The sequence below is a fragment of the Rhizobium sp. BK399 genome (assembly GCF_014194695.1).
Classification (GTDB): domain Bacteria; phylum Pseudomonadota; class Alphaproteobacteria; order Rhizobiales; family Rhizobiaceae; genus Rhizobium.
This window is the reverse complement of sequence record NZ_JACIAH010000011.1, coordinates 111,485-127,408: the sequence shown is the minus strand read 5'-3', so window position 1 is coordinate 127,408 and position 15,924 is coordinate 111,485. Positions and strand designations below refer to the sequence as shown.

Below are 15,924 nucleotides of genomic sequence, written 5' to 3'. Positions count from 1 at the left end.
TCAACTTCGATGCTGACGCGCAAGCAACAGGAGCTTCTTCTCTTCATTCACGAACGAATGAAGGAGTCCGGTGTCCCCCCATCTTTCGACGAAATGAAGGACGCTCTCGATCTCGCGTCGAAGTCGGGCATCCACCGCCTGATTACGGCGCTGGAAGAACGCGGCTTCATTCGCCGACTGCCGAATCGAGCCCGCGCTCTGGAGGTCATCAAGCTGCCAGAGGCATATAATCCCAGTCTCCAGCCGCGCCGCGGTTTCTCGCCGAGCGTGATCGAGGGCAGCCTTGGCAAACCTCAACCGGTCGCGCCGCCAAAGCCGGCCGCGCATGCGGACAATGGCAATTCGGCCTCTGTACCTGTTATGGGGCGGATCGCTGCAGGCGTGCCAATTTCTGCAATCCAGAACAATACGCACGACATCACGGTTCCGGCCGACATGCTTGGCCCAGGCGAGCATTATGCGCTCGAGGTGAAGGGTGACTCGATGATCGAGGCCGGCATCTTCGACGGCGATACGGTGATTATCCGCAACGGCAGCACCGCCAACGCCGGCGATATTGTTGTCGCACTTGTCGATGACGAGGAAGCAACCCTCAAGCGCTTCCGCCGCAAGGGCGCTTCGATCGCGCTTGAAGCTGCGAACCCGGCTTATGAAACGCGTATTTTCGGACCCGATCGCGTCAAGGTTCAGGGCAAGCTGGTCGGCCTCATTCGCCGCTATCACTAAAGACAGGCAGCTCTCCGTCGAAGGTGCCGCTTCGCCAATTATATGCCCGATGCAGCATCCAGGGCCGGTCAAGTGTCGTATAGGCCGTCGTCACGACAGGCGTTCCCTGTTCGTCTATTCGTATCTCTGCCGCACCCGAGCGGCGCAAGGTTTCGCCCGTGAACAACAATGCACCTGACCGGCATTCGCTTGCGCGCAGACGAGCGGGCGTAACGACGATGTCGGCGGTGTCGCAGGCAGCGCCGACGTAGGCGGGATCTTCGACGATTGTCAGAACGTAGCCGCTGCCGTGCGCCGCTGTGCACCAAGCGCCTTTCCGGCAGACGAAACGGTTCTCAACGCCTCTCGCAACGGCCTGCCGCAACGCGTTGCGGGCGTTATGCAATTCGTCGGCCGAGAGCCTCCCGGGCTTGCCGTCGCCGTCTCGCCGGCGGACCGGTTTGACACCCTCTATCAGGAGCGGCGGCCGGGCTTGCTCCGCAACCAGAGCCCTTCGCCATTGGTCGAAAATGAAGTCGGGTGGGCGCGTCCGGTTGGAAGCAATAACCTGATTGTCGACAATCGCGACGAGACCGCCATCCTCGGCAATGATGAAATCTGGCGCCGGTCTGGACGGCGCGAGCACAACGAGCAGAGTTGTCAACGCGATCGCAACAGCGCCGAGGTACCGCAGTCTGGTGCGCAGAAGCGCAAGCACGAGGAAGCCTGCGACGGCGACAGGAAAGTACCAAACCGGCAATCGGCCGATATCGACGTTGCCGCCCCATCCCGAGACCATCTTTGCAATGGCGATCACAATTTCGAGCCCGAACCCGGCGATTTTCCAGGGAACGACATCGAGGCCAAACGGCGTCAGCAGCATCGCGAACATGCCCATAGGCATCACCACGAAGGAGATTACCGGCATGGCCATGAGATTTGCGGGCAATCCATAAGCGCTGAGCCGATGGAAATGTTCGACTGCAAAGAGCGCGGTCGAGAAGCCTCCGATCATCGAGGAAAGGAGGATGCCAGCAAAGAAGCGTGCGACAAAAACTACGGGCTTCACTGCCCTGACTTGCAGCAAGGGATGCTCGCGCGCGGCTCGCTTCGCCCACATCGCATAACCGGCAACCAGCGCAAGAGTCGCCGCAAATGACATCTGGAAGCTCGGGCCTAGCGCCTCGGATGGAGACAAGAGCAGAATCACCCAAGCCGATAGGGCAATGTTGCGTAGACTGATTGACGGCCTGTCGAAGAATACAGCGGCCAGCATGATTGCCATCATGATGAAGGCTCGCTCTGCCGAGACCGCAAAGCCCGAGATCATGTAATAGGCTGTCAGGGCGACGAGCGCGCCAGCAGCTGCAATCTTCTTGGTCGGGTACGCCTGCGTAACGGATGGAAACAGGCTCAGCAGTTGGCGTAGGCCGACGAAGAAGATACCCGCGGAGAGCGCCATGTTGAGACCGGAGATTGCCACGATATGCGCCAGACCCGCCTGTCGCAGCGCGTCGGTGGTTTCCCTCGAGATCGCGCGCCGCTCGTCGGTGACAAGCGACGCCGCAAAGGCGCCGGTGTCGCCCGGCAGGATTCCACGGATGCGGTCTCCGATTCCGCTTCGGAGGGAATCCAGCCAGTTGGCTCCGCGCTCCGAAATCGATGGTGTGCCGACCGCCGGCGGCATTGAAACGCTTGGCGAACCATAAAAGAAACCGTTCGCGCCAATCTCGTCGAAATAAGCGCTGAAGGCAAAGTCGTTGAGCCCAGGCAGCGCGGGTCCCGCAGGCGGGGTCAATCGTGCCCGCCCCGTCAACCACTCCCCGATTTCGAACGGTTCTTTCTGCCCACGCGCGACGACTGAAACCCGGTCTGGCGGCCGCCTAATCTGAGGCGACTGAGTGCCGGAAATGGAGAGGATATAGCGCCAACGACCCGCGCCATCCCCCTCCCGACGCTCGACCCGACCAGTGATCGTTGTGGTGACGGGCGTATCCAGTATGACGGTCGCCCTGCTCCGCGTTTCGTATTGGGCCGAAAGCATTCCCGCGATGCAAAGCAAGCCGGCCAGTGCTGAACTCCGGACAAACGGCCGCCCTTGGCCCACCGCCATTGCAACAAGTGCCAACACAACAACCCATGCCATCAAGCGCATCGTGGGAGGGTCACTTGCCAGTTCGAACCAGAGGACGGCGCCGGCTCCGAGGAAGACCGGCGAGAACAGAAACAACCGTCCATGTTCCATCTCCGCTGTCGCGGAACCTTGGAGCCATGAAGCCCAGTCCCGTGTCGCAGCTTTGATCCGTGTCGGCCACGCGATGGAGGACTGCGTGCGCATGGCCGGCAACAGCTTGGCGGCCGATCGATTCAACAGGAGAGACGGCTCCGCTGCACGCGCGGAAGCATCCGCGGCAGGCACGGCCTTCGTTACTTCAAATGGCTTCAACCCCGGCATGCATTTGCGCCAAAAAACAGCCGCCCTTGCAACCACAATGCAAGCTATCGAGGCGTCGGGCAATAATAATCGATTGAAATCTGAAGGAAAATCTGAACGCTGAAAAGCCAAGGATTATCATCGGCTTCTGCTATGCGCAGGGCTCATCGCAGCAGTGCCCAAAAGTTGATACTGCGATGCACAAAATGGCATCACGGTAACTTGGCATTAGGCGCGCGATCATATAGCAATCATCGACGACGCTTAACCCTATGGCGCTTTTATGGCGCCACCCGCCAGTTTGGAGGATCAGAATGACGGAACAAAGCGCAACACTGAAAATCGGTGACAAATCAGTCGATCTCGCCGTCAAGAGCGGCACGATCGGTCCTGATGTCATCGATATCGGCGCCCTCTACAAGAACACGGCTTCCTTCACTTACGATCCTGGTTTCACCTCGACCGCATCCTGTGAATCGAAAATCACCTACATCGACGGCGACGCCGGTGTGCTATTGCATCGCGGCTATCCGATCGAACAGCTTGCCGAGCACGGCGACTTCCTCGAAGTCTGCTATCTGCTTCTCTACGGCGAACTGCCGACCGCTGCCCAGAAGAAGGATTTCGACTATCGTGTCACGCATCACACGATGGTGCATGAACAGATGAGCCGGTTCTTTACGGGCTTCCGCCGCGATGCGCATCCGATGGCTGTCATGTGCGGCTGTGTCGGCGCGCTGTCCGCCTTCTACCATGACTCGACCGACATCACGGATCCGCATCAGCGCATGGTGGCAAGCCTGCGCATGATCGCCAAGATGCCGACACTCGCCGCCATGGCCTACAAGTATCACATCGGCCAGCCCTTCGTTTACCCGAAGAACGATCTCGACTACGCCTCGAACTTCCTGCGCATGTGCTTTGCAGTTCCCTGTGAGGAATATGTCGTTAATCCGGTGCTCTCGCGAGCAATGGACCGCATCTTCATCCTGCACGCCGACCACGAGCAGAACGCCTCGACCTCGACCGTCCGCCTTGCCGGCTCGTCGGGCGCGAACCCGTTTGCCTGCATCGCAGCCGGCATTGCATGCCTCTGGGGCCCGGCTCACGGCGGCGCCAACGAAGCAGCGCTGAACATGTTGACCGAAATCGGCACCGTTGACCGCATTCCGGAATACATCGCCCGCGCCAAGGATAAGAACGATCCGTTCCGCCTGATGGGCTTCGGTCACCGCGTTTACAAGAACTACGATCCGCGCGCCAAGATCATGCAGAAGACGACGCATGAAGTTCTCGGCGAGCTGGGCGTCAAGGACGATCCGCTGCTCGAAGTGGCGATGGAACTCGAGCGCATTGCACTGACTGACGAGTACTTCATCGAGAAGAAGCTCTATCCGAACATCGACTTCTACTCCGGCATCACGCTGAAGGCTCTGGGCTTTCCCACGACCATGTTCACCGTGCTGTTTGCTCTCGCCCGTACGGTCGGCTGGATTGCCCAGTGGAACGAAATGATCGAGGATCCGGAACAGCGCATCGGTCGCCCGCGTCAGCTCTATGTCGGTGAGCCGCAACGCGATTACGTGCCTGTTTCCAAGCGCTAATCAGCGATCACAGATAGCAAAGAAGCCCGGTCAGGAATGGCCGGGCTTTTTCTTTTGAAGGACATCGAGGACGATTTCGGCCGCATGTTCCCCCGGCGGCTTTTCGGTCTGCATTCTCTGCCAGAGAACGTCAAACCCTTCCATCATCGCCTGCCGTGGCAAGGTGTCCACCGACAGCTTCTCCATCCAGCGCGCAAAGCTGCCGCCTCGCACCACGTCGTTGATATACTCGGGCACAACGGCGTAGTCGGCGATCAGGTTCGGAAGGGCCGCGCTCCAGGTTTTGATCTGGCTGGTCATGAGCTTGATGATCCAGTCCGTCTTGTACGCCGAAACACACGGGACGCCGGTCAGCGCCAGCTCAAGCACGACGGTCCCAGATGCCGCCATGGCGGCATCCGCTTCGGTGAACGCCTGCCACTTCGCCTCGGCGCCGGCCACGATCTCCGGCTTGGTCGTCCACTCCTTGACGAACTCACGGATCATGGCCTCGCGGCGCGGCATCGTCGGCAAGACGAAACGCATCTCGCCGTTGCGCGCCACCAACTCGGTGACGGCGTCGCCAAAGTGGGGCAGCAGCTTGGTAATCTCGCTTGAGCGCGAGCCTGGCAGCAACATCACTGTCTTGCGGTCGGCCCGTGTCCGTGGCTTGGTCTGCGCACGCCGGCGTCGGGCGTCCAACAGGTTTGGGTCGGCCGTCAAACGGTGGCCAACATAGGTCGTCGGCGGCCCGCCCAGTTTGCGCATCACCTCAGGCTCGAACGGCAAGACAGCGAGCACATGATCGACATAGGCGAGCATGCGCTGTGCGCGATATTCCTTCCATGCCCAAACACTCGGGCAAACATAATTGACAACAGGCAAGCCGGGCAGCGCCCTGCGGACCCGCTTTGCAACCCTATGCGTGAAATCCGGACTGTCGACGATAACGAGCACGTCGGGTTTTGCCGCGATGATTGCCGACGCCGTCTCGCCAATACGCCGGACGAGCCTTGGCAACGTCGACAGTACTTGCGTGATGCCCATCACCTGCAGTTCAGAGAAATCGAAAAGCGAGCGCAGGCCCTGCGTCTCGAGCCCCTCGCCGCCAACGCCGACGAGATCTACACCGCCCGGAAACTGTCGTTTCAGGGCGGCGATCAGATCCGCCCCCAGAAGGTCACCCGAGACCTCTCCAACAACGATGGCAACTTTTAGCGACGCATCGCTCACGCTAGCCCCCAGGATGGCAAACCTCTATCCAGTCCGCACACGAAAATACCGGCCTCATCCGCAGCCTTGATGACAGCGTCACGCTCCAGGATGAGCGAGCGACCCGCCTCGACAGCAACGCCCGCCAGGCCCGCCCTTTTCAGGTTCTCGATCGTCGAAATGCCGATCGATGGCAGATCCGCGCGGATATCTTGCTGAGGTTTGCAGAGTTTGACCAGTACGCCGCGGCGACGCGCAGAAATGCGCCCGGCTGATCGCAGGTCAGCGACACGGTCCAGCATGCTGTCCGTGCCTTCGACGCCCTCGAGCGCAACAATGCGGCCGCCAACTGAAACCGCCCCTTGCCCGACATCCAGCCTGCCAAGCGCATCGGCCGCTTCCGCGGCGCGCGCGATATCTCTTCGATCATCAGGTCCCGGTCGCACTGCGCCCAACGGACCGACGGTCGCAAGGAGGTGTGGTGCGATCTCATGCGCGCCGACGACGCGGCGTCCGTTCCCCTCGATCAAGGTAATGACCATGCGCAATACGGCATCGTCGCCACCAGCGAGCAGCGTGCGGACCGTCGACGGCAATTTCACGATCGTTTTCAGCGTCGGGCGGACCTCACGCCACTCCGGACGCCGGCGCACGCCTCCCGACATGACGACTCGATCTACGCCGTTGCTCGCGAATATCCGACTGAGAGCAGCGAAGTCACCGACGCCGATCACCGCGTGATCAAAGCCATCCCAGGAGCGGTCCGCTTCATCTTTCAGCGCGATAATGAAGGGATCTTCACCTGCCTGGCGCGCGGCCGTAGCAACATAGGACGGCAGAAGACCGCTGCCTGCGATGATTGCCAAGCGGCCTTTTGCCATGTCACCCGCGAGAGCCAAGCATCACCCTTTCTGTCCCCTGGTCGGAGATGAAAGAGCGCGGTCGCTTTCGGCAGCGATGAAATCAAGAATTTGAATGACTTGCTCGCAACCAGCATACTCGTCGCGGAGTGCGGCGGCATTGTCTCGGATCGAATTATCGCCTTCGAAGATCGCCTTATAGGCCCGGCGCACTGTGTGAATCGTCGCGCGATCAATGCCGGCGCGGGTCATACCGACGACATTCAAGCCGCTCAAAAGGCCCGGATTGCCATTCAGCATCCCATAAGGGATGACGTCGTAGCTAACCGCGGACAGCCCACCTACAAATGCCTGTCGACCGACGCGCGTGAACTGATGCACGGCGCAGCCACCACCGAGAATGACGCGATCCTCGATCGTTACGTGGCCGGCAAGCATGACGTTGTTGGACATGATGACGTTGCTTCCAACCCGGCAATCATGGGCGATATGCGAATTCGCCAGGAACAGGTTGTTGTTGCCCACAATCGTCTGGCTACCGAAATCAGCGGTACCCGTGTTGACCGTGACACCTTCGCGGAAGGTGCAGTTGTCGCCGACCGTCAAGGTCGTCTCTTCGCCACCGTGATGAACGCTCTGAGGATCCCCGCCGATCACGGCCATTGGGAAAATGCGGCACCCGCTGCCGAGCGTCGTGCGGCCCGATACGACGGAATGCGCAAGCAACTCTACGCTATCACCCAGCGTGACATTCGGTCCAACGTAACAAAAGGGACCGATCTTGACGTTCTCGCCGATCACAGCGCCGTCTTCGACGACCGCCATGGCGTGAATCTTGGCGCTGGCTGCTATCCTGCTCATGCCTGATCCTTGCGAACGATCATCGCCCCGATGTCGGCTTCGGCGACGAGCGCGCCATCAACCTTCGCATCGCAGTGGAACTTCCAGATATTACCGCGCTGCTTCTGTTTCTTCACGTGATATTCGACGCGGTCGCCGGGAACGACCGGCTTGCGGAAGCGCGCGTTGTCAATCGTCATGAAGTAGACCAGGTTCCCGGTCTCCCCCTGCTTCTTGGCGCAGATCGCACCGGCTGTCTGTGCCATACCCTCGATGAGCAGGACACCCGGCATGATCGGAGACTCCGGAAAGTGACCGGTAAAATGCGGTTCGTTTGCGGTCACGTTCTTGATGCCGATCGCGGACTCGTCACCGTCGATATCGATGATCCTATCCACCAGCAGGAACGGATAACGATGCGGCAGCAGCTTCATGATCTCCATGATGTCTGCCGAAGAGAGCGAAGTCTTTGCTTCTTCAGTCATTCTTTTCTCCCGTTTTCTTGCTGCCGGTCGACCGGGCCAAAATCGCTGCGGTCTCTCGCAGAAAATCGTTGATGGGACGCGCCGGCACACCACCGTAACGTTCGCCGGCAGGTATGTCGCCGACCACACCGCTCTTCGCGGCGATCTGCACTCCGTCACCGATCTTGATATGCCCGTTCAGTCCGGCCTGCCCGCCGATCTGCACGCCATCACCGAGAACCGTGCTACCAGCGATGCCGACCTGCGAAACGATGGCGCAATGACGCCCAATTCGGCAGTTGTGACCAATCTGGACCTGATTATCGATCTTCGTGCCTTCGCCGATGACGGTATCATCCATGGCACCGCGATCAATCGTGGTATTGGCGCCGATCTCCACATGATCCTGAATGATGACGCGGCCGACCTGAACGATCTTGATCATCCCGCGTGGGCCCGGAGCATAGCCGAAGCCATCCTGGCCAATGCGCGCGCCATTGTGAATGATCACGCCGTTGCCCAAGAGCGCGCAAAGCACGCTTGCGCCGGCGGCGATCGTGCAATTGCGGCCGATCTTGACGTTTGGCCCGATGATCGCGCCGGCTCCGATGTGCGTGCCCTCTCCGATTTCGGCATGTGCGCCGATGACCGCGAAAGGCTCGACCGAGACCTCGCCTTCCAGACGCGCCGTCTTGTCGACAACTGCACGATCCGAGATGCCGGAGCCTTCGGACAACAGCGCCTCCGGCCGAAGTGCCTTCGGGTAGAGATAGCCACCCGCCATAGCAAAGGCAGCATGGGCATTCTTCGAAATCAGGACAGGCAGATGATCGGGTACCAACGATCGCAAGCCGGCGGTGCAAAGCACAGCGGATGCCGCGCACGTCGCGAGCTCGTCCTTGCTCCTCTTCGACATGATATAACAGATGTCACCCGCCTTCGCCCGGCTTACGGGCGAAACGGAGCGTATCACAACATCTGCGTCCTTGGGGTCAGCAAGCTCTGCCCCAAGATACTGCGCCAACTCCGAGAGTTTCACGCCATCATGGGGCAGAAAAAAGCCATTTTGCTCCATCGGCAAATCTCCAGAACGGAATTCGGTTTTACGGTTCCGGACTGCCGATATCAGAATTGGTTGTTTATGCCAAACTTGAAGTGCTGCGTCTTGTCGAAGTCTTCCTTGGCGACCGGAATAGCGTAGTCGACGCGCAGCGTACCAAATGGCGACGCCCACATGAGACCAACGCCAACGGACGCGCGCAGCGATGCATCTTCGCCGTTGACGGTATCACCAAGCGGGTCGACATCATTGCCGAACAGTGTACCGGCATCGGCAAACAAGGCGCCACGCAAGCCGAAGTCACGCGGGACCAACGGCAGCGGGAATGTCGCTTCAGCCGACACGGTAAAGTAGGTCGTGCCACCAAGCGGGTCGTCGTTGGAGCCGGCGATACGCGGGCCGATACCCTTGTTTTCAAAGCCTCTGATATCGCCGTTGGTCAGCGTGAACTGGTCAAAGACGTTCAGGTTCTTGTCAAAGCCGACAACATAGCCCGCCGAGCCGGTAAGCGACCCGATGATGTCGGCATCGTCAGCGAGCAGGTGGAAATAGCGTGCCTTACCGTAGAGTTTGTAGAACTGCGAGTCGCCGCCCAGGCCGGCAATTTCCTGCGTAACGCTTGCATAGATGCCTTCGCGAGGCAGCGTCATGTCGTCAAGAGTGTTGTAGGTCAGCGTCTGCGAAACAGACGACTTCACCCACGGGCTATTTTCAACGAGGTTCTGGTACGGCGCAGACAAGTTACTCAGCGAACCCGACGGGTCGTACTTCATCTGCTTGTAGTTGTAGCGGAACGTCGTCGCGAGGTCTTCCGTGATCGGAGCTGTCGCACGCAGAACACCGCTGTTTTCCTCGTAGTCGTAGTTATCGTTGCTCGACGTCTCGCTGTGGTTGAGGTCGAAACCAACCGCCAAACGATAGCCCAGGAAGTACGGCTCGGTGAAGTTCAGGCCGTAAGTCTGCGAACCTTCCTGACCGCCACCGGCACTAACCTTGATGTACTGACCACGACCGAGGAAGTTCTTTTCCTCAACTGAGGCTTCGAGAAGAAGGCCATCACCGCCGGCAGCGTAACCTGCGCCGATGCCGAACGAGCCGGTCGCCTGGTCCTGGACGTCAACGACGACGACAACGCGATCCGGCGAGCTGCCCGGCTGCGTCGAGATGTTAACCGACGAGAAATAGCCGAGAGCTTCGAGACGGCGCTTGGCCCTGGTGATCATCTGCTGATTGAAGGCGTCGCCTTCGCTCATGTCGAACTCACGACGGATGACGAAGTCACGCGTACGGCTGTTACCGCGAATTTCGATGCGCTCGACGTATGCGCGCTCACCCTGGTCAACCAGGTATTCGACACCGATCGTGTTGTTGCCCAGATCACGGTTACCGCGCGGCGTAACGCGGGCAAACGGATAGCCGGCGGAAGCGACCTGATCGGAGATCGCCTCCATGGACTTCTGCACTTCCTTGGCGCTGTAGACCTGACCTTCGTGTGTCCGGACGAGCCCCTGAAGCTGATTGGAATCGATACCCGGGACCGTCGACTGCACGGATACAGCACCGAAATCATACCGAGGGCCTTCTTCAATATTGAAGGTCAGCGTGTACTTGTTCGTTGCCTCGTCGAAAGCCGCGTCGGAAGATATGATACGGAAGTCTGCGTAGCCGCGGTTGTAGTAGAACTGGCGCAGCGCCTCTTCGTCCGCATGAAGCTTGTCTTCGCTGTAAACGTCCTTGCGGGTCAGGAAAGACAGAAAGTTCGAGCGCTTGGTCGCGATGACCGAGGAGAGACGGCCGGAGCTGTAGGCGTTGTTGCCTACGAAATTGATGGCAGCAATCTTGGTGCGGTCACCTTCGTCGACGACGAAAGCCAAGTTCACGCGTCCTTCGCCGAGGGGAACGACCTGCGTGGTTACCTGAACTTCACTTCGACCCGTCGCGGCATACGCGTCCTTGATCGCCTGAATATCCGACTGAATCTGCGCCTCATTGTAAGGGCCAGCGGCATGCGTCTTTACGACAGCCGCAAGCTTGTCGTCCTTGATCTTGCGGTTGCCGTTGAAGACGACCTGATTGACGAGCTGAGCTTCCTCGACGGTAACGACGAGCGTGCTACCCGAGACCGAAATCTTGACGTCGGAGAAATAGCCGGTGTCGTAGAGTTGCTTCACCGAGTCATCGATATCGGTATTAGAGAAGCTCTTGCCGGGCTGGATGGTGAGGTTTGAGCGAACGGCCTCAGCACCAACACGGCTGGCGCCACGCACATCCACACGCTGAATAACTGCAGCTTCTGCCGTCGTTGCCGAGACGAAAACCGTTGCACCTGCCCCCGAAGCAACAATACCTGCAGACAGCGCAACCGCCGATACTGCGTTCAAAAATCTTGAACCAGCCTTCATTTCACCCATTACCTTTTTTCTCGTCCCCGGCGTCAGGCGTCCCCCGATTCCGGCCACGTGTGTCGTTTTACCCGCTTTTGTCATACAAGCAAGGGAGCAAGTTAATTTCTGTTTACTTCATTTCAAAGCGTGACGCATTCGCCACTACACCTTTGAAACATCGTAAATAAACGGTAATTTTCCCTCGTCCGGCAATCAACCAATCAAAGCGCTTATATCGTTCCAGGTGGCAAAAACCATCAAGCTCAAAACCATCGCCAAGCCAATGCGGAACGCAATGTCCTGGGCAGACGAACCCAACGGTTTTCCCCTCACCGCTTCAATCGCATAGAACATCAAATGACCACCATCAAGTACCGGAACCGGCATCAAGTTCAGTAATCCGATGGAAACCGACAAGACAGCGGCGAGCTGCAGCAAAGCTGCAACGCCCAAGGTCGCCATCTGGCCGGAAGCCTGGGCGACGCGGATGGGTCCGCCGAGTTGGTCAGGCTTCATGTAACCCGAAATGAGATTGCCGATATACTTGAAGGTGCCGGTTACGATGTGCCAGGTCTGGATCGTGCCCTCCTTGACGGCCTCCAGCGGCGAGTAGGTCTGCACCCGGAAGTGGCCGACCTCCTGGTTGGTGACGATACCGATCAGGCCGATCTCGATCTTATTGCCGAATTGATCGGTCATGTCGGTCCGGGCCGGCACCATCGGCACATCCAGCTTCTCGCCGTTGCGCTCGATCGTCACGACAATCCGCTGCTCGGGCCGAATGCTGACGTAGCGCCGAACATCATCGAAGGTTTCGACCTTCGTGCCATCGATTGCGATCAAGAGGTCACCTGGCACCACACCAGCTTCGGCAGCGGCACTGCCGGCCTTAACCTCTGCAACGACGGGATCGGCAACCGACCGGCCGTAGATCGAAAAAAGAACCGCGAAAATCGCAATCGCCAGGATGAAGTTCGCAATCGGGCCGGCGGCAACCGTCGCTGCCCGCTTCCACAACTTGGCGCCGGCGAAAGACCGTGCTCTGTCTTCTTCCGACATTCCCGCCAGCTTGTCGTCATCGGGCTTGCTCGACACGTCCTCATCGCCGAAGAACCGCACGTAGCCGCCGAGCGGTATCAGGGAGAGCTTCCAGCGCGTTCCATGCCTGTCGGTGAAGCCGATCAATTCCGGGCCGAAGCCAATCGAGAACGCCAATATCCGGATGCCGCTCCAGCGCCCGACAAGATAGTGTCCCATCTCGTGCACGAAGACGAGCAACGACAATACGAGGACGAAGGGCACGATGTAGCCCGTCAGGAACGCGAGTATACCGGTCAAGCCAAGCATCTGATTTTTCCGCCAGCCTTTGCAGACATTATACGCCGAACAGGGCTGCACCGAGCGACGTTATTTCGCCGCCCTTTATCAGCGAAAAAAGCCCAGCTAGCAAGAACGCCGCAAAGCAGGCGAAAATGAGCCCATCGACGCGATCCATGACGCCGCCGTGCCCAGGGATCAGATGGCTCGAATCCTTGACGCCGAAGCGGCGCTTGATGAAGGATTCGAAAAGATCGCCACTCTGGCTGCAGACCGACAGAATGAAGGCGACCGACGCTGCGAGGACGACGCTTTGCGGAAAGGCAAAATAGGCAACCAGGCTGCCGGCGATCACAGCGGAGACGGCGCCGCCGATGGCGCCGGACCATGTCTTTCCGGGGGATATCTTCGGCGCCAGCTTCGGACCACCGATGGCGCGCCCGACGAAATAGGCAAGAATGTCGGTCGACCACACCACTGCGAATACGAAGAGCATCGCGAAAAGCCCGACGCTATCGGCACCGCGGATGCTCGAGAGGGCAATTCCCGTAAGGCCGGCATACACGATGCCTGTAGGAAACCAGCGCGATACGCCGGACACAAACACGAAGCCGACAGCAATCAGAAAGAACAACGCAAGGAGAATCAGAGAATATCCGAGCGTACCCGCGACGACGGCCACCGCGATCGCCGCCTGCCCTAACCAACCGATGGCGTTGGCAACCGGCTGCTCCGTCGCGAGCCTCGTGATCGTCGACCATTCATAATAGATAAGCAGTCCGATCAATGCGGACAGCAAGCTAAAGGCGACGCCACCATACCAGGTGGCCAGCAGCACGAGAACGGCAAGTATCACGCCGGAGACGATGCGTAGCTTCAGCTCCTGCTGCATCAGGTGCCCACTGCCGCAGCAGTCTGCGCCACCAGTCCGCCGAAGCGACGGTCGCGTGACGCGAAGGTCTCCAGTGCTGAATAGAAGATATCCCGGCTGAAGTCCGGCCAATATTCCGGAACGAAAATGAACTCCGAATAAGCGGCCTGCCAAAGGAGGAAGTTGGAAAGGCGCTCTTCGCCGCTCGTGCGAATGATCAGATCGGGATCCGGGATACCAGCCGTGTCGAGCCGCGCGTTGATCAACGCGGGAGAAATGTCCTGGGCCCTCAATCGCCCCGCCTCAACGTCATGCGCAAGACTTGCCATTGCGCGAGCAATCTCGTCGCGCGACCCATAATTGAAAGCGATAATGAGTGTGAGCGCGGTGTTCGACTTCGTCGTCTCTTCGGCGTCCACGAGAAGATTGAGGATATCGCTCTTCAGGCTGTATCGGTCGCCGATCACCTTTACGCGCACGTTTTGGCGATGAAGCTCAGCTAGGTCGCGGCGAATGAAGGCCTTCAGCAGGCCGAGCAGATCGGACACTTCCGTTTCCGGGCGGCGCCAGTTTTCCGAGGAAAAGGCGAAGAGAGTAAGGTATTTGATCCCCACGTCGCCGGCGGCACGAACCGTCTCGCGCACGGCGTCCACGCCCTTTCGATGTCCCATCGTTCGCGGAAGTCCGCGCTGCTTTGCCCATCGGCCGTTGCCATCCATGATGATGGCAACGTGTTCTGGCACAGTCAAAAATGTTCGTTCCGACATTTCCCGTCCGGTTCTTGCAGCCAAGGCGCAGCCGCAGCGCGCCTAAACCTGCATGATTTCCTTTTCCTTGTCGCCAAGCAAGCGGTCGACCTCAGAAATCGTCTCGTCGGTCATCTTCTGCACACGATCTGACTGCGCCCGGCTTTCATCCTGGCCAATCACACCGTCCTTTTCGGCTTTCTTAAGGCCGTCCATGCCATCGCGCCGCACGTGGCGAATCGCAACCTTGCTCTTCTCGGCATAGTCGTGGGCGACCTTCACCAGCGACTTGCGGCGCTCTTCGTTCAGTTCCGGCAGCGGGATGCGCAGGTTCTGGCCATCGATGATCGGATTGAGTCCGAGGTTGGCCTCGCGGATCGCGCGATCCACGGCGTTGACCATCGACTTGTCCCAGACGGAGATGCCAAGCATACGCGGCTCTGGGACGGTCACGTTTGCCACCTGATTCAGCGGCACGCGCGAACCATAGGCCTCGACCATGACGGGGTCGAGAATGTTGGCCGAGGCGCGGCCGGTGCGCAGCGATGCGATATCGTGCTTGAACGCGGAAATCGCACCATCCATGCGGCGCTTGAGTTCCTTGATGTCGATGCCTTCACTCATTTCATTGCTCCCGTCTTGGTAGAAGCTGCGGCAAACGAGCCGCCCACTCAATCAGTTATCAGAGACGACGGTCTTGAGGCCACCGCCCTTGAGGATTTCAGCAAAACCACCCTTCTCGTGGATCGAGAAAACGATGATTGGAATTGAATTCTCGCGCGCCAGAGCGACGGCTGCAACGTCCATGACGGCAAGTCCCTTGTCGAGGACTTCCTTGTGCGTCAGATGGTTGAAACGTGTCGCCTCAGGATCCTTTTTCGGGTCAGCCGAATAGATACCATCGACCTGTGTTCCCTTGAAGATCGCTTCCGCGCCCATTTCGGCGGCGCGCAGTGCTGCTGCCGAGTCCGTCGTGAAGAACGGGTTGCCTGTGCCGCCAGCGAAGATCACGACGCGACCGAGCGACAAATGATAAAGGGTTGCACGCTGCGAGAAGCTCTCGCAGATTTCGGGCATGGCAATGGCTGAGAGCACCACGGTATCGATGTTCAGCTTGCGCAGCGACGTTGCCAACGCCAGCGCGTTGATCACGGTAGCGAGCATCCCCATGTGGTCGCCTGTAACGCGATCGCCTCCCTTAGAGGCAACTGCGACACCGCGGAAGATGTTGCCGCCGCCGACGACGACGCCGACTTCCACACCCATCTGCCGCGCTTCGGCTATGTCAGCCGCGATGCGGTCTGCGACCGCTACATCAATTCCAAATCCCTGGCTGCCCATGAGGGCTTCGCCGGAAGCCTTGAGTAGAACGCGTTTGTAGACAGGCTCTGACGACATCGTGGCTCCTCGTATTTTACCGCTGTGTGCCGGATACACGAAGGGCACCG

The 15,924-nt window shown here is 59.2% G+C and carries 15 protein-coding genes; 3 read left to right on the top strand and 12 right to left on the bottom strand.

Annotated elements, in window-relative coordinates:
• Positions 1 to 9 precede the first annotated feature (9 nt).
• Positions 10 to 726: a transcriptional repressor LexA gene (gene lexA, locus FHT97_RS21450; RefSeq protein ID WP_016553836.1), complete on the top strand. Its 717-nt coding sequence runs from the start codon at positions 10 to 12 to the stop codon at positions 724 to 726.
• Here lexA and FHT97_RS21445 read toward each other — a convergent pair.
• Entirely contained in the window at positions 707 to 2,950 is a 2,244-nt protein-coding gene (locus FHT97_RS21445) for a ComEC/Rec2 family competence protein (protein WP_246712714.1), read from the bottom strand. The genes lexA and FHT97_RS21445 overlap by 20 nt on opposite strands.
• A gap of 91 nt (positions 2,951 to 3,041) precedes the next feature.
• Between FHT97_RS21445 and FHT97_RS30985 the strand changes: the two genes are divergently transcribed.
• On the top strand, positions 3,042 to 3,263 hold the full coding sequence (locus tag FHT97_RS30985; RefSeq protein ID WP_246712713.1) for a hypothetical protein: 222 nt from the start codon (positions 3,042 to 3,044) through the stop codon (positions 3,261 to 3,263).
• 190 nt (positions 3,264 to 3,453) lie between these two features.
• The gene (gltA, locus tag FHT97_RS21440) at positions 3,454 to 4,743 is read left to right on the top strand and encodes a citrate synthase (RefSeq protein ID WP_016553835.1); all 1,290 of its coding nucleotides are present in this window, start codon (positions 3,454 to 3,456) and stop codon (positions 4,741 to 4,743) included.
• Between the two features lie 30 nt (positions 4,744 to 4,773).
• Here gltA and lpxB read toward each other — a convergent pair whose 3' ends face one another.
• The 11 genes from lpxB to pyrH form a co-directional block, all read right to left on the bottom strand.
• Positions 4,774 to 5,955 (bottom strand): lipid-A-disaccharide synthase, encoded by a 1,182-nt coding sequence (gene lpxB / locus FHT97_RS21435; protein ID WP_183864183.1) that lies wholly within the window; start codon positions 5,953 to 5,955, stop codon positions 4,774 to 4,776.
• Positions 5,952 to 6,833, bottom strand: coding sequence for an LpxI family protein (locus tag FHT97_RS21430; protein WP_183864182.1), 882 nt, complete (start codon positions 6,831 to 6,833; stop codon positions 5,952 to 5,954). The genes lpxB and FHT97_RS21430 overlap by 4 nt, the downstream gene beginning before the upstream one ends.
• Positions 6,834 to 6,836: 3 nt before the next feature.
• Entirely contained in the window at positions 6,837 to 7,655 is an 819-nt protein-coding gene (gene lpxA / locus FHT97_RS21425; RefSeq protein ID WP_183864181.1) for an acyl-ACP--UDP-N-acetylglucosamine O-acyltransferase, read from the bottom strand.
• Complete coding sequence (gene fabZ, locus FHT97_RS21420) at positions 7,652 to 8,119, bottom strand: 3-hydroxyacyl-ACP dehydratase FabZ (RefSeq protein ID WP_183756936.1); 468 nt, start codon at positions 8,117 to 8,119, stop codon at positions 7,652 to 7,654. The genes lpxA and fabZ overlap by 4 nt, the downstream gene beginning before the upstream one ends.
• Positions 8,112 to 9,173, bottom strand: coding sequence for a UDP-3-O-(3-hydroxymyristoyl)glucosamine N-acyltransferase (lpxD, locus tag FHT97_RS21415; protein ID WP_183864180.1), 1,062 nt, complete (start codon positions 9,171 to 9,173; stop codon positions 8,112 to 8,114). Before lpxD ends, fabZ begins: the two co-directional genes overlap by 8 nt.
• Before the next feature lie 50 nt (positions 9,174 to 9,223).
• Positions 9,224 to 11,560, bottom strand: coding sequence for an outer membrane protein assembly factor BamA (bamA, locus tag FHT97_RS21410; RefSeq protein ID WP_183864225.1), 2,337 nt, complete (start codon positions 11,558 to 11,560; stop codon positions 9,224 to 9,226).
• 195 nt (positions 11,561 to 11,755) lie between these two features.
• Positions 11,756 to 12,889, bottom strand: coding sequence for an RIP metalloprotease RseP (rseP, locus tag FHT97_RS21405; protein WP_183864179.1), 1,134 nt, complete (start codon positions 12,887 to 12,889; stop codon positions 11,756 to 11,758).
• 28 nt (positions 12,890 to 12,917) lie between these two features.
• Positions 12,918 to 13,751, bottom strand: a complete 834-nt coding sequence (locus FHT97_RS21400; RefSeq protein WP_183864178.1) for a phosphatidate cytidylyltransferase — start codon at positions 13,749 to 13,751, stop codon at positions 12,918 to 12,920.
• Positions 13,751 to 14,497: an isoprenyl transferase gene (locus FHT97_RS21395; protein ID WP_183864177.1), complete on the bottom strand. Its 747-nt coding sequence runs from the start codon at positions 14,495 to 14,497 to the stop codon at positions 13,751 to 13,753. Before FHT97_RS21395 ends, FHT97_RS21400 begins: the two co-directional genes overlap by 1 nt.
• 42 nt (positions 14,498 to 14,539) lie before the next feature.
• Positions 14,540 to 15,100, bottom strand: a complete 561-nt coding sequence (gene frr, locus FHT97_RS21390) for a ribosome recycling factor (protein WP_016553825.1) — start codon at positions 15,098 to 15,100, stop codon at positions 14,540 to 14,542.
• 51 nt (positions 15,101 to 15,151) lie between these two features.
• Positions 15,152 to 15,874, bottom strand: coding sequence for a UMP kinase (gene pyrH / locus FHT97_RS21385; RefSeq protein ID WP_016553824.1), 723 nt, complete (start codon positions 15,872 to 15,874; stop codon positions 15,152 to 15,154).
• Positions 15,875 to 15,924 lie beyond the last annotated feature (50 nt).